This window comes from Photobacterium sp. 2_MG-2023, from assembly GCF_030547675.1.
Classification (GTDB): domain Bacteria; phylum Pseudomonadota; class Gammaproteobacteria; order Enterobacterales; family Vibrionaceae; genus Photobacterium; species Photobacterium arenosum.
Genome location: NZ_JAUOQQ010000004.1, coordinates 150637 through 165403, shown reverse-complemented (window position 1 = coordinate 165403; position 14767 = coordinate 150637). Strand labels below are relative to the sequence as shown.

Genomic DNA, 14767 nt, shown 5'->3' with positions numbered 1-14767 from the left:
GCCTCTGGTCATTCGGATAAAAGGGTTGTGAAACGTGATTCTCTGGCGAGAAAGGTTCGAGCGAACCCTACAACAGCAGAAAATATTTTTATTCACTTATTATGAATTTTTATATTTACCTTTTCCTGCCTTTTGTGTCAAGTGAAGCAGAAGAAAAAATGCCTTTGCTGGCGCAACACCAGTGTTAAAGCGCACGCTAGAGCTGTAAAGATAAAGAAAGTAAATTACAGGAATGAGACACGTAACGCCCTTATGCAGGATAAACTGGTGGGATTTTGGTCTAAAAAGGGTGCACTTATTGACCTTTCGCCCCAATGAAGGCTAGATTGTTGGCTACGCCTTGGCGATTGGATGTAACAAAATTACGATATGGATGCGATATGAACGAAAAGTACAGTGCGTTAAAAAGCAATGTCAGTATGCTTGGTCACTTGCTGGGTAATACAATCAAGGACGCCCATGGCAGCGAACTGCTGGAGAAAGTAGAAACCATTCGGAAACTGTCTAAGTCGGCCTGCGCCGGCAACAGCGATGACCGGGAAAAACTGATCACAGAGTTGCAGAACCTGCCGGACGATCAGTTGCTGCCTGTGACTCACGCGTTCAGTCAGTTCCTCAACCTGACCAACATCGCCGAGCAGTATCATACGATTTCTCGCCATTGCGAGGAGCTGGTGTGTAATCCGGATGAAATGGACTCGCTGTTCGCCAAGCTTAAAGATGAAAAGATCGGCGAACTCGACTCCTTGCAAGCGGTCCGCGATTTGAATATCGAACTGGTGCTGACAGCCCACCCGACCGAAATTGCGCGTCGCACCATGATTCACAAGCTGGTGCAAATCAACAAATGCCTGTCCAAACTCGAGCTGAGCGAACTGTCCCACAGTGAGCGCCAGAAAGCCGAGCGCCGCCTGGAGCAACTGATCGCTCAGGCCTGGCATTCCGATGTGATCCGTAAACAACGCCCCAGCCCGCTTGACGAAGCCAAGTGGGGATTTGCCGTGGTTGAAAATTCACTGTGGCAGGCAGTACCGGAGTTTCTGCGTCAGTTTGATGAGAAACTGCACCAGCACCTTGGCGAAAGCCTGCCGCTGGACGCGGCACCGGTCAAGTTCTCGTCCTGGATGGGCGGCGACCGTGACGGTAACCCGTTTGTGACAGCCGAAATTACCCGCGAAGTCTTACTGCTGTCGCGCTGGAAAGCCGCCGACCTGTATCTCAATGATGTCCAGGAGCTGGTCAGCGAGCTCTCTATGGTCGAGTGCAACAGCGAAGTGCGCGAACTGGCCAATGGTGCCCACGAACCTTATCGTGAGATCATCAAAGGCCTGCGGACTTTACTGACCCAGACCCGCGATGTGCTGGATGCTCAGATCAAAGGCAGCGACAGCGTGCCGAAAGTGGCCATCCTGGAAGACATAGATCAGCTGTGGCAACCGCTGCACGCCTGTTACCGCTCACTGCATGAGTGTGGCATGTCTATCATTGCCGATGGGTTACTGCTTGATACCCTGCGCCGTATTCAATGCTTCGGCGTCCACCTGGTGCGCCTGGATATCCGTCAGGAAAGCACACGCCATTCGAATGTCATTTCTGAACTGACCCGCTATCTGGGGCTGGGCGACTACGATCAGTGGAGCGAGCAGGACAAAGTGGCCTTCCTGGTTCGTGAGCTGGCGTCAAATCGTCCCCTGCTGCCACGTAACTGGCAGCCATCGGAAGCGGTACAGGAAGTGCTGGATACCTGCCGTGTCGTAGCTGAACAGCCGCGCCAGGCACTGGGGGCCTATGTAATTTCCATGGCCCGTACCGCCTCGGATGTACTGGCGGTCCATTTGCTGCTGAAAGAATCCGGCTGCACCTTCCGTCTGGATGTCTGCCCGCTGTTTGAAACTCTGGATGACCTCAATAATGCGGAGTCTGTGATTACCCAGCTGATGAGCATCGACTGGTATCGAGGTTTCATCCAGAATCATCAAATGGTGATGATCGGCTATTCCGACTCAGCCAAAGATGCCGGTGTCACCGCGGCAGGCTGGGCGCAATACCGCGCGATGGAAGCCCTGGTCAATGTGTGTGATAACGCAGGTGTTGAACTGACCCTGTTCCACGGTCGTGGCGGCAGTATTGGTCGTGGCGGCGCACCCGCGCACGCGGCCCTGCTGTCTCAGCCTCCGCGCAGCCTCAAAGGTGGTCTGCGGGTGACCGAGCAAGGCGAGATGATCCGCTTTAAACTGGGTCTGCCTGATGTGGCCGTCAACAGCCTGAACCTGTACGCCAGTGCCATTCTGGAAGCCAACCTGCTGCCGCCGCCGGCGCCTAAACAGCAGTGGCGTGATGTGATGGACGTGCTGTCAGATGTCTCCTGCGAAGCCTATCGCTCGGTGGTCCGCGGCCATGATTCCTTCGTGCCTTATTTCCGCGCCGCCACACCTGAAATGGAGCTGGGTAAACTGCCACTGGGTTCTCGCCCGTCCAAGCGGAATCCTCAGGGCGGCGTAGAAAGCTTACGCGCCATCCCGTGGATTTTCGCCTGGAGTCAGAACCGTCTGCTGCTGCCAGCCTGGCTGGGTGCCGGTAAAGCAATTCAGCATGTCATCGATCAGGGCCATTCTGAGCTGCTGGAAGAAATGTGCCGTGAATGGCCATTCTTCTCAACGCGACTAGGTATGCTGGAAATGGTATACAGCAAAACCAATATCCAGATTGCCGAATACTATGATCAGCGGCTGACCGATAAGAGTTTATGGCCGCTGGGACAGGAACTTCGCAATCAACTGCAACAGGATATCAAGGTGGTTCTCAACGTGGAAAACAGCGATCACCTGATGGAGCAGGATCCCTGGGGGGCAGAATCTATCCGGCTGCGCAATGTGTATGTTGAGCCACTCAACATGCTGCAGGCGGAGTTACTGCACCGTACCCGCCAGCTGGAGAGCGAATCGCCGATTCTGGAAGAAGCCCTGATGGTCACCATTGCCGGCATTTCCGCCGGTATGCGTAATACGGGTTAATACTTCACCTCTTCGCAACATCAAACAGGCCGCCGGCAGGTGGCCTGTTTTTTTGTCCATAATTTAGACAGCATAACTTTCTTCCTTTCAACTAAGGTCTATATGAGTGCTGTGAATCAATTTGATTGAAACTTTGTGCACTGCGCGCAGTCTACATAATTGGACGAGCGTCACAAGATAAGTAATTGCTCACTGTTCATCATGGAATATTTATGCTTCCAGTGGTTGCAGAGAATAAATTGATGATATCCTATGTGATCTCGACCGGGCACTGCAACAAGACGATTATAAAAACGCCTGAGAGCGGAAGGGTAACGTTATGCCTGGTCGGTTTATTTTTTTGTAGTATTTTAACGGATAGAAGAGATGTCACTACCACACGTCATATTGACCGTGCTGAGTTCGCGCGACGCGACCGGCTACGACATAACAAAAGAGTTTTCTCACAGTATCGGCTATTTCTGGAAAGCCAGTCATCAGCAGGTTTACCGTGAGCTAAACAAAATGGCCACCAACAATCAGGTTACCTGCAAACTGGAACCTCAGGAAGGCAAGCCGGATCGCAAGGTCTACTCTATCACTGATCTGGGCCGTCAGGCGCTGTTTGAGTGGTTCCAGGAGCCTGCCCGCAATCCGACCATTCGTGATGAATTCTCTGCCAAACTCCTGGTTTGCGGTGTACACAACTCACTGCCTATGCAGCGCCAGTTGGAAGCACTGATCGAGGAATCACACACCCTGATGAACCATTACCACGAGCTGGAAAAAGTCCATTTCGCCAATTACAAAGAAATGGATCGTCAGTCGCGCCTCGATCGCCTGACACTGCGTCGCGGTATCCATAACCGACAGGCTTGGATCGACTGGGCGGAAGAAGTCCTGGTGGAACTGCAAGATATCGACAGCGCCGACAGCAATGTCGCCATGGCCGCTGAGTAACCCTGCAGACACTGATACACTGGCATCAGTGACCTATCGGCTCCTCAGCTACTCATCAGGGCCGATTCATCATGTGCCAGCCAGATACAAAAAAAGCCGCAATGCGGCTTTTTCTTTTCCTGCCCGCTACTGTCATCAGGCAATGACGTCAGCTTCGGCACGCACACCTAAGGTATGGCAAATCGCATAAGTCAGCTCAGCACGGTTGAGGGTGTAGAAATGGAAATCTTTAACCCCTTCACGGCTCAGTACCCGCACCATATCAATCGCGTTACTGGCCCCGACCATCTGACGGCTCAGTAAATCGTCATCCAGCCCCTGATATTGTTTCTCTAACCAGTTAGGGATTTTCACATTGTTGGCCTGCGCGAAGCGCTTGGCCTGCTTCATGTTCACCACAGGCAGGATGCCCGGGACGATTTCGACATCAATACCGGCGGCAACACAGCGATCACGAAAGCGCAGGTAGCTTTCAACATCAAAAAAGAACTGAGTGATTGCACGGCTGGCACCGGCATCGACTTTACGCTTGAGGTTAATCAGGTCGGCCTGGGCACTTTTCGCTTCCGGGTGCACTTCAGGGTAAGCCGCCACAGAAATATCGAAATCCGCTTCTTCACGCAACAGCTCGACTAAATCGACCGCATACATATCCGGCTTACCGCCCTGTGGCGGCAAATCGCCCCGCAGCGCCACGATATTGCGTATCCCGCTTTTCCAGTAGTCACGGGCGATGGCACGCAGTTCATCACGCGTGGCATCGATACAGGTCAGGTGAGGTGCGGCCAGCAGGCCGGTCTGATCTTTGATGTCTTTGATGATCGAGTGGGTACGGTCACGCTCGCCTGAGTTGGCGCCGTAAGTCACAGACACAAATTTCGGCTTGAGCGTTTTCAGACGATGTATTGATGACCAGAGGGTTTCTTCCATCGCAGGCGAACTTGGCGGAAAGAATTCAAATGAAACATTGATTGCGCCGTTCAAATCGGCGATGTTTTGATTTAACGCATCCAAGTGACTGGCGTAAGAATAACCCATAATTGAAACCTTCCTGCTGCTGGCCTGCGGCCTTCCCTCTGAACTCTGACGCCAAACAACCATTTAGACGTCTATATGTCCACAGAATGTCTTGTAACCAAATTAATGTCAACCGCGTGAACATGAATTTTTCTCAACATCAAAACCCAGTTTATTCAAGTCCAGAGTTTTACTATGCCGATTGCCCGCCAGGCAGCACCAATGCTGGGAAAAAACAGCAACAAGAAACAAAAAGGGCAGCGCAAGGCTACCCTTTGGATCTATCTCATAACGGGAAAATCTTACAAAAGCCGGGCCAGTCGGTTCAAATCCGACAATAACGCCCCTGCCGTCACATCCCTGCCCGCACCAGGACCGCGGATAACAAGCGGATTGTCCCGGTACCAGCGGCTTTCAATCGCAAAGATGTTGTCGCACGGCAGCAGGTTCGCCAGCGCATGCTCAGGCTCCAGCGCTTCCAGGCCCACCACGGCGTGACCATTTTTGTCCAACCGCGCGATATAGCGCAGGACTTTTCCCTCACGCTGCGCTTTGCTCAGGCGCGCCTGCAAGCGCTCATCAAGCACATCACTTTGCTCAAAAAAGGCGTCCAGGCTCAGGGCTTCCAGCTCCTCTGGCACCAATGACTCAACTTTGACCTGTTCAGGCTCCAGTGCCAGTCCGGATTCACGCGCTAAAATCACCAGCTTTCGCATCACGTCGCTGCCGTCCAGATCGTGGCGGGGATCCGGCTCCGTCAGCCCCTGCTGCCAGGCCTGTTCAAGCAACTGGCTGAAAGGCAGGCTGCCGTCGAACTGCTGGAACAGCCAGGACAGAGTACCCGAGAAAATGCCGGATACAGCAATAATCGTATCCCCGCTGTCGCGCAAATCTTTGACCGTATGGTTGACCGGCAATCCGGCGCCCACAGTGGCGTTATACAGCCAGTGGCGGCTGCTTTTCTCGAACGCATCAACCACAGCGCGGTAGACTTTGCCTTTTGCTGAGCCTGCGACTTTGTTGGCAGAAATCAGATGCAGGCCGTGGCTGGCAAATTCCGGGTAACGCTCAGACAGTGCTTTGCTGGCGGTGACATCCAGTACCACCAGCTCATCATAGTCATGCTGCCCCAGAGCCGGGAGCCAGTCCGTGCCGTCTGTGGCTTCATCATCAAACCGGGTCAGAGCCTGAACTGGCTCAATGCCCTGCAGATTAAGCCAGTAGCGCCGGCTATCGGCCACCCCTATCAGGGTAAAGCTCATGCCGTGACGCTTTTCCAGTGCCACCTTTTCTTCTTCCAGCAACTCCAGCCAACGGCTGCCGATATTGCCCTTGCCGCACAAGATCAGACCGATACGCTTTTGCGCCTGGAACAAATTTTGGTGAATCAGCTGAACCAGGGCCTGGGTATCGGCCTGCCGCAGCACCGCCACCAGACTCAGCCCGGATTCGGCTTCGGCAATAAATTCGACCGGCTGGCCTTTCAACTGCTGCTGGAAGCCATGACAGTGCACAGGGTTTATCACCACCCCGGCCCCTACCGCGGCCACCATAGTAAAACCGTCGCGCAAACGGATCTCGGCTGGTAAACCGCTGTCCTGCAGCAGTGCCAGTACCCCGTTGGCCACTTCAGCGGTATATGCCAGCAGAATCTGTCCTTTGTCGGTTTCCACCGCTTGAGCCAGCGGGATCAGCTGCGCTTTCGGCAGCAGAGTCGCCAGCTCGCGCTCCACCTGCTCCAGCGTCTGGGCTCGGGAGACAGACAGCTCCAGCAGACAGACCTCATCCAGAGAGGTAATAATTTTGGCGCCACGGCCAGATGCCAGTACCCGCTCCACACGAGTCGAGCCAGATTCCGGCAGCAGACTGCAGCGCAGTGTCAGGTCGATGGCACTCTGGGCCACAGGCTGAAGCGTGCGGCTGTGCAGCACAGGAGCCGCCAGACGAGCCAGCTCGTCAGCCTCATCAAGTCGCAGCAAGGGCAACAGACAAGCATCACTGACCAGACGGGGATCCGCACTGTAGACACCGGCGACATCACTCCAGATGGTCACCCGGCTGACACCGGCCAGGGCGCCGATAACAGTGGCGGAATAATCCGAACCATTGCGCCCCAGCAGTACGGTTTCTCCGGCTTGATTGCTGGCCATAAAACCTGTGATCACCATGCGATGACCACTGTGCTGTGCCAGCTCATTTTGCAGCAACGGCAGTGAACGGCCACGGTCAACTTCCGGCTGAGCGGCGCGCTCGGCACGCAGGAAACTCCGCGAGTCCAGCGCACGTGCCGCCATGCCTTTGTGTGTCAGCAGTGCGGCCAGTAATCGGGAGGACCAGAGTTCACCGTGTCCGAGTACCCAGGCTTGTCTGGCCGGGGTGATCTCGCTGTCAGTGAGCTGACCCAGCTCACTGAACTCCAGATGCAGCGAGGTTAACAGCTCATCCGCCACGGTTTCCTCTAACAGCTCTTCGATGAGGTGCTGCTGGAAGGTGCGCAAATCCTGCAGGCTTTCATGCGCCAGCCGGCCATCTTTGCTCAGCAAAGACAGCCACTGAATCAGTCGGTTGGTTGTTTTACCGGCTGCCGAGACCACCACCAGATCATCGGCGCTGGAATACTGCTCGAGAATATGGGCGACATTACGGTAACAGCTGGCATCCGCTAAACTGCTGCCGCCAAATTTGTGCAACTGACGTGTCAGGGTCATTCACTGACCTCCGCCGCTTTGGTAAAGGCCTGAGCCAGATCGGCAATCAAATCATCGGCATCTTCCAGGCCCACAGACAGACGCAGCAGCGACGGCAAGATACCGGCCTCGCGCTGCGCCTCATCCGACATGGCACGGTGGGTCATGCTGGCAGGATGCGCAATCAGGCTCTCCGTGCCGCCCAGTGACTCAGCCAGAGAGAAATCGTGCAAAGACGCCACAAAAACTTCCAGTTGCTGCATGCTGCCGGCCAGCTCAAAACTCAGCATGGAGCCAAAGCCTTTTTGCTGCCGGGCCGCAATCTCATGACCTGGGTGATCTGCCAGGCTGGGGTGATAAATCTTACCCACCAGCGGCTGGGTTTGCAGATAGGCCAGCAGCCGGGCGGAATTTTCTTCATGGACACGCATACGTGCCATCAAAGTACGTACGCCGCGCAGGGTCAGGTAAGCATCAAAGGGCGCGCCGGTGGCGCCGATACAGTTGGCCCACCAGGACAAGTTCTCGGCGTGCTCGCTGTCTTTCGCAATCAGCACCCCGCCAACCACATCGGAATGCCCATTGATATATTTAGTGGTGGAATGCACCACGAAGTCCGCGCCCAGCGCGATGGGCTGCTGCAGCGCCGGCGAGAGGAAAGTGTTATCCACCGCCACCAGCGCTCCCGCGTCATGCGCCTGCAAACACAGCTGCTCGACGTCAATCACCCGCAACAAGGGGTTGGACGGCGTTTCAACCCACACCAGTTTAGGTTTTCTGGCCAGTGCTTCAGCCAGCGCCTTAGGGTTGCCCTGATCGACAAAAAGCACCTTGAAGTCACCTTTGCCGGCACGGGTATTGAACAAGCGGTAGGTACCGCCGTAGCAGTCATGGGGGGCCACAACCAGATCATCCGGCCCCAGCTGCGCCGTTGCCAGCAGGTTAATCGCCGCTGTACCACAGCTGGTCACCACACCACCCGCTCCGCCTTCCAGTTCCGCCAGAGTGTCTGCCAGTAAATTACGGGTGGGATTTCCCGAGCGGGAATAATCGTACTGAGGTAAAGTCCCTAATTCAGGGAAGCCATAGGTTGAGGTCAAGTAAATAGGTGGCACCACTGCACGAAATTGCTGATCGGTTTCAATGCCGCTGCGAACAGCGATAGTAGCTGTTTTCTTGTCACTCATGTAATTTGCTTCCTTGTTTCCGGGACCAGGCCAGAGGCCGACGAGAGTAAGATGCTTCAACCTTAGCGAGATTTAAAAAAGACGTCAACACTTCTAGACGTCTATATGTCTTTGCTTGTGGCAGTAAATGCCGCTAAAATTCCCCCCATACAATATTTCAAAACCCTATATCGCTGAGAAGGTAAACAATGGCAAAGTGGAACGGTGAGTACATCAGCCCTTATGCGGAACATGGCAAGAAAAATGAGCAGGTCAAGAAAATCACTGTCTCTATCCCATTAAAGGTGTTGAAAATCCTCACAGATGAACGCACCCGCCGTCAGGTAAATAACCTTCGCCACGCCACCAACAGTGAACTGCTGTGCGAAGCATTCCTGCATGCCTACACCGGCCAGCCACTGCCAACGGATGAAGATATCCGCAAAGATCGCCCTGACGATTTACCGGCAGAAGCTAAGGCCATCATGGACAGCCTGGGTATTGAGTACGAAGACATCAACGAATAATCAACATAACGCCTTGAGATAAAAAAAAACCAGCCATATGGCTGGTTTTTTCAATCATAAGCACACACTGTGTGTCATTACACTTCCATGTAACCCACAGGCATTTCGATACGGGCAACGCCAGATTCCACAGCCGCGACCGCAACCGCTTTGGCAACCCGTGGCAACAAACGCGGATCCATAGGTTTAGGGATAATATAGTCCGGACCGAACTCCAGCTTATCCACACCTGCTGCTTTAACAACTTCTGCCGGCACCGGTTCTTTGGCCAGTTCGCGGATAGCGTTCACCGCAGCCAGTTTCATTTCATCGTTAATCTCGCTGGCACGCACATCCAACGCACCACGGAAGATAAACGGGAAACAAATGACGTTATTTACCTGGTTCGGATAATCCGAACGGCCGGTTCCCATGATCAGATCATTACGAACCGCATGGGCCAGCTCAGGTTTAATTTCCGGATCCGGGTTTGAGCAGGCAAACACGATCGGCTTGTCAGCCATCAGTTTCAGCGACTCAGGGGCCAGCAGATCCGGGCCTGAGACACCGACAAAGATATCCGCGCCTTCGATAACATCTTCCAGGGTGCGCTTATCTGTGTTGTTGGCAAACAGTTGCTTATACTCGTTGATGTCATCACGACGGGTGTGAATCACACCTTTGCGATCCAGCATGTAGATTTTTTCACGCTGCGCGCCGCATTTGATCAACAGTTCCATACAGGCGACGGCCGCTGCGCCGGCACCCAGGCAGATGATCACTGCTTCTTTGATATCTTTGCCCTGCAGTTCCAGTGCGTTCAGCATACCGGCTGCCGTTACAATTGCCGTACCGTGCTGGTCATCATGGAACACAGGCACCTGGCAACGTTCGATCAGGCGTTTTTCAATCTCAAAACAATCAGGGGCTTTGATATCTTCCAGGTTAATACCACCAAAGGTATCGGCGATATTGGCCACAGTATCAACGAACTCGTCGATGGTACGGTGTTTCACTTCGATATCAATCGAATCCAGGCCAGCGAAACGCTTGAACAGCAGGGCCTTACCTTCCATAACCGGCTTAGAAGCCAACGGCCCCAGGTTACCCAAACCAAGAATGGCCGTACCATTGGTAATCACAGCAACCATGTTGCCTTTACCTGTGTACTTATACACATTCTCTGCATTCTGGGCGATTTCCCGCACCGGCTCAGCCACACCAGGGCTGTAGGCCAGAGCGAGATCTTCTACTGTATTGGCAGGCTTGCTTAGTTCAACCGAAATTTTCCCGGGGACAGGGTAAGCATGATAGTGAAGTGCTTGTTGACGAAAATCTTCAGACATAATTATTAGAATCCTGAATGGATGGATGTTCTGTTCGGTTCGGTATTGAACAATCAATCATATTCGATAGCAGCACAAAATCCTAGTTCGCACAAGCTGGTAATACCAAGACAATAACCGTGACAGGCCAGAAGATATGCAGGGGATGACAGGTTGGAGTCAATGACTACAAATAAATCAGTCATTAAAGGCGGGAAGAAACAGCAAATAGCAAAAAGGGACGCATATGCGTCCCTTTTCTCGACAGTGTCTTAAAGCAATTACTTGCTAGACAGAGCGCCGAAACGCTTGTTGAATTTGTCGATACGGCCACCGGTGCTCACTTGACGCTGCTTACCAGTGTAGAATGGGTGACATTTGTCACACACATCCAGGCTGATGTCTTTTTTCATGGTTGAATTAAAGACAAAAGCGTTGCCGCAAGAACATTTTGCGTTTACAGCTGTGTATTCTGGGTGGATACCTTGTTTCATGGGAAACCTCTAAGCTAAGGCCGTGTCGCTCTCCCGATCCAAAGCCGGGCACCACACGTGGTTAATAAATACTGCCAGGCCAAAGGCGCTGGACAAATAGGCGGCGTATGATAATCAATCAGCCGACACAGATCAACCTGCAATCGCAGTGTCGTCTTGCTTTGCCTCACCCCTTGTGCAAGGTACACTGCCATCTACCTGTAAGTATAAGTGATATCAGCCAATACCCATGACTGCCACCATTGCCAGGGTTGCCCTGCCCGTTCCGCTGGACAAAAGCTTCGACTACCTGATCCCATCAGGCCAACGGCCCGTGGTCGGTGGCCGGGTACGGGTGCCATTTGGCCGTCAGCAGCTCACCGGGATAGTGATTGCCCTGACGGAGCAGTCCGATTTTCCCCGCGACCAGCTCAAGCCCCTCAAAGCCGTTCTCGATAGCGAACCGCTGTGGCAACCGCCATTGTTTCAGTTGCTGGAGTGGACCAGCCGCTACTACCAGTACCCTTTGGGCGATACGCTGGCCAATGCCCTGCCTTCGGCCTTACGTAAAGGCAGACCGGCCAATGCCGAGATTCGTTACTGGCAATTGACAGAAAAAGGCCAGGAACAACCTCTGGCAGCGCTCAAACGGGCACCGCGGCAGGCTAAAGTGCTGACGCTGCTGCGCCATGGCGCGCTGAGTCACGATGCCTTACTCGACCAGGAGGTTAACAGCGCCACCCTGAAAACGCTGGCAGAAAAAGGCTGGGTCGACAGTTTTCACACCACAGCATCCAGCGGCCACTGGCCAACGGATTTCGCCGTCACCGAAGAGAAACCCCGCCTCAACGAAGAGCAGGCACTGGCGATTGCCAGTATCAATGCCAATCCGGGTTATGCCTGTTATTTACTGGAAGGTGTGACGGGTTCAGGCAAGACCGAAGTCTATCTCAACCTGATTGAGCCGGTGCTGGCCGCCGGTAAACAGGCCCTGGTGCTGGTGCCGGAAATTGGTCTGACGCCGCAGACCATCAACCGTTTTCAGCGTCGCTTTAATGTGCCGCTGTTCACCATTCACTCCGGCCTGAATGATACCGAGCGCCTCAGCGCCTGGCTGGCCGGGCGCGACAATCAGGCCGGCATCATTATTGGTACCCGCTCTGCCCTGTTCACCCCGTTCGCGGATCTCGGCATCATTATTGTCGATGAAGAGCATGACTCGTCCTATAAGCAACAGGACAGCCTGCGCTATCACGCCAGAGACATGGCCGTGCTGCGGGCCAGCAAAGAAAACATTCCGGTTGTGCTCGGTTCAGCCACGCCGGCACTGGAAACCCTGCACAATGCCAGAACCGGCAAATACCACCACCTGCATCTGACCCGCCGCGCCGGTAACGCTCAGGCCGCCCGTCACGGGGTACTGGACATGAAAGGACTCCATCTGGAGGCAGGACTGTCCGCACCGCTGATTGCCCGTATGCGCCAGCATCTGAGCGCTGGCAATCAGGTGATGCTGTTTCTCAACCGCCGCGGGTTCGCGCCGGCGCTGATGTGCCACGAATGTGGCTGGCTGGCGGAGTGTAAGCGATGCGATGCGTATTACACTTACCATCAGCACTCCGGCGAGCTTCGCTGCCACCATTGCCAGACCCAGCGTCCTGTCATGCCCCAGTGTCAGCAGTGCGGCTCGACTCAGCTCCAAACCGTCGGGGTCGGCACCGAGCAGCTTGAACACCAGCTCGCCAGCTTGTTTCCTGAGTTCCGTACCGTGCGCATTGATCGCGACAGTACCCGCCGCAAAGGCAGCCTGGACAATTACCTTGAGGCGGTCAGAAACAAGGAGTACCAGATCCTGATCGGCACCCAGATGCTGGCCAAAGGTCACCACTTTCCGGATGTGACCCTGGTAGCGCTGGTCGATGTCGACAGCGCCCTGTTCAGTAATGACTTTCGGGCTGCGGAGCGGCTGGCACAGCTGTTCATCCAGGTCGCAGGCCGTGCTGGCCGCGCCAGTAAACCGGGTGAAGTGCTGCTGCAAACCCACCATCCGGAACACAGCCTGCTTCAGGCCCTGCTCTACAAAGGGTACGACCACTTTGCTGTTCAGGCGCTGACAGAACGCCGTCAGGCCATGTTGCCGCCTTTTACTTATCTGGCACTGTTCAGAGCCGAAGCAGCGCAAAGTGAGCTGGCCGAGCAGTTTCTGCATCAGATGCGCGGCATTCTGGAGGCCAGCCCGCTGTTTGAGGCTCACACTCTGGTGCTGGGCCCCAATCCGGCGCCTCTCTCCCGCCGCGCCGGTCGCTACCGGTGGCAGTTACTGCTGCAGGCGCCCGACAGGAAAACCCTGCAAACTCTGCTGTCTGTGGCCCGTCCTGCCATTAACTTGCTGCCATTGGCGCGGAAAGTGCGCTGGTCGCTAGACGTCGAACCTCAGGATTTAAGCTGAAGATAAGATAATTAATGCGATTTGGATCACAAGCCCAATGTAATTTATGCTATTTGGCACATGTTTAAACCCGCATAAAGCGCCTACAATAACAGGCTTGTTGGACCAGGTTTCTGCACCGATTTGGCTGCGATCCTCCAGCATTATTGAGAGAAATGTCTTAGAGAGGAACTATTTATGGCGACAATGAAGGATGTTGCCCAGCTAGCCGGAGTCTCTACCGCGACTGTGTCGCGCGCTCTGATGAACCCGGAAAAAGTGTCAGCCTCGACCCGTAAAAAAGTCGAACAGGCTGTCATGGATGCTGGCTATTCCCCGAATTCCCTGGCTCGTAACCTTAGGCGCAATGAATCCAAAACCATTGTCGCTATCGTCCCCGACATCTGCGATCCCTATTTCACGGAAATTATCCGGGGGATTGAAGAAGCAGCGATGGAATATGGCTACCTGGTACTGCTGGGCGACAGCGGCCAGCAGAAAAGCCGGGAGAACTCATTCGTGAATCTGGTGTTCACCAAGCAGGCAGACGGCATGTTACTGCTGGGCACGGATTTACCCTTTGATATCAGCAAACCGGAACAGAAAAACCTGCCTCCTATGGTGATGGCCTGTGAGTTTGCCCCTGAGCTGGAGCTGCCGACCGTCCACATTGATAACCTGACCGCAGCATTTGAAGCCGTGAACTACCTGACCCAGATGGGCCACAAACACATTGCCCAAATCACAGGTCCCGACAGTGCCATGCTCTGCCAGTTCCGCTCTCAGGGTTATCAGCAGGCCCTGCGCCGTGCCGGCACAGAACTGAATCCGGCTTACACGGTAAAAAGTGATTTCACCTTTGCCGGCGGTGCCCGCGCTGTGACCACCCTGTTATCGCTGCCGGAGCCACCGACCGCCCTGCTGTGCCACAACGATGTCATGGCCATCGGCGCCATGCAGCAAGCCAAGCGATTAGGGATCAATGTCCCTCAGGACCTGTCTATCGTAGGGTTTGATGATATCCAGTTCGCCGAATACTGCGATCCGCCGCTGACCACAGTGTCGCAGCCACGCTATGAAATTGGCCGTCAGTCGATGCTGATGCTGCTGGACATACTGCAAGGTAAGGACATAGCTGCCGGTTCGCGCCTGCTGGATGCCAAGCTGGTCATCCGGGAAAGTGCCGCGCCACCGCCAACCAAGCCGCAATAG

The 14767-nt window shown here is 54.4% G+C and carries 10 protein-coding genes; 5 read left to right on the top strand and 5 right to left on the bottom strand.

All coding sequences use genetic code 11. From position 1 onward, the window contains the following. The first annotated feature begins 380 nt into the window (after positions 1 to 380). A complete protein-coding gene (ppc, locus tag Q4491_RS05400; RefSeq protein ID WP_237794883.1) occupies positions 381 to 3014 on the top strand; it encodes a phosphoenolpyruvate carboxylase in 2634 nt (877 codons plus the stop codon). A gap of 366 nt (positions 3015 to 3380) precedes the next feature. Then, positions 3381 to 3953, top strand: a complete 573-nt coding sequence (locus Q4491_RS05395) for a PadR family transcriptional regulator (protein ID WP_120513767.1) — start codon at positions 3381 to 3383, stop codon at positions 3951 to 3953. Positions 3954 to 4088: 135 nt separating this feature from the next. Here the strand turns inward: Q4491_RS05395 and metF are convergent, their stop codons facing one another. From metF to Q4491_RS05380, 3 genes are all read right to left on the bottom strand, one after another. Continuing rightward, on the bottom strand, positions 4089 to 4991 hold the full coding sequence (gene metF / locus Q4491_RS05390; protein ID WP_192015950.1) for a methylenetetrahydrofolate reductase: 903 nt from the start codon (positions 4989 to 4991) through the stop codon (positions 4089 to 4091). 281 nt (positions 4992 to 5272) lie between these two features. Continuing rightward, positions 5273 to 7678 carry a bifunctional aspartate kinase/homoserine dehydrogenase II gene (locus Q4491_RS05385; RefSeq protein ID WP_303455526.1) on the bottom strand — a complete coding sequence of 802 codons (2406 nt, stop codon included), beginning with the start codon at positions 7676 to 7678 and terminating at the stop codon, positions 5273 to 5275. Then, positions 7675 to 8844, bottom strand: coding sequence for an O-succinylhomoserine (thiol)-lyase (locus tag Q4491_RS05380; RefSeq protein ID WP_192015952.1), 1170 nt, complete (start codon positions 8842 to 8844; stop codon positions 7675 to 7677). Before Q4491_RS05380 ends, Q4491_RS05385 begins: the two co-directional genes overlap by 4 nt. Positions 8845 to 9032: 188 nt before the next feature. Between Q4491_RS05380 and metJ the strand changes: the two genes are divergently transcribed. Next, the gene (gene metJ / locus Q4491_RS05375; RefSeq protein ID WP_027250617.1) at positions 9033 to 9350 is read left to right on the top strand and encodes a met regulon transcriptional regulator MetJ; all 318 of its coding nucleotides are present in this window, start codon (positions 9033 to 9035) and stop codon (positions 9348 to 9350) included. A 77-nt stretch (positions 9351 to 9427) separates the two neighbouring features. Here metJ and Q4491_RS05370 read toward each other — a convergent pair whose 3' ends face one another. Then, the gene (locus Q4491_RS05370) at positions 9428 to 10675 is read right to left on the bottom strand and encodes a malic enzyme-like NAD(P)-binding protein (protein WP_161445616.1); all 1248 of its coding nucleotides are present in this window, start codon (positions 10673 to 10675) and stop codon (positions 9428 to 9430) included. 260 nt (positions 10676 to 10935) lie between these two features. Beyond that, entirely contained in the window at positions 10936 to 11148 is a 213-nt protein-coding gene (gene rpmE / locus Q4491_RS05365; RefSeq protein WP_192015953.1) for a 50S ribosomal protein L31, read from the bottom strand. A 229-nt stretch (positions 11149 to 11377) separates the two neighbouring features. On the opposite strand from rpmE, the gene priA reads away from it, so the two are divergent. Both priA and cytR read left to right on the top strand, forming a co-directional pair. Then, positions 11378 to 13576: a primosomal protein N' gene (gene priA / locus Q4491_RS05360; RefSeq protein WP_218384444.1), complete on the top strand. Its 2199-nt coding sequence runs from the start codon at positions 11378 to 11380 to the stop codon at positions 13574 to 13576. Positions 13577 to 13753: 177 nt separating this feature from the next. After that, entirely contained in the window at positions 13754 to 14767 is a 1014-nt protein-coding gene (gene cytR, locus Q4491_RS05355) for a DNA-binding transcriptional regulator CytR (RefSeq protein WP_192015955.1), read from the top strand.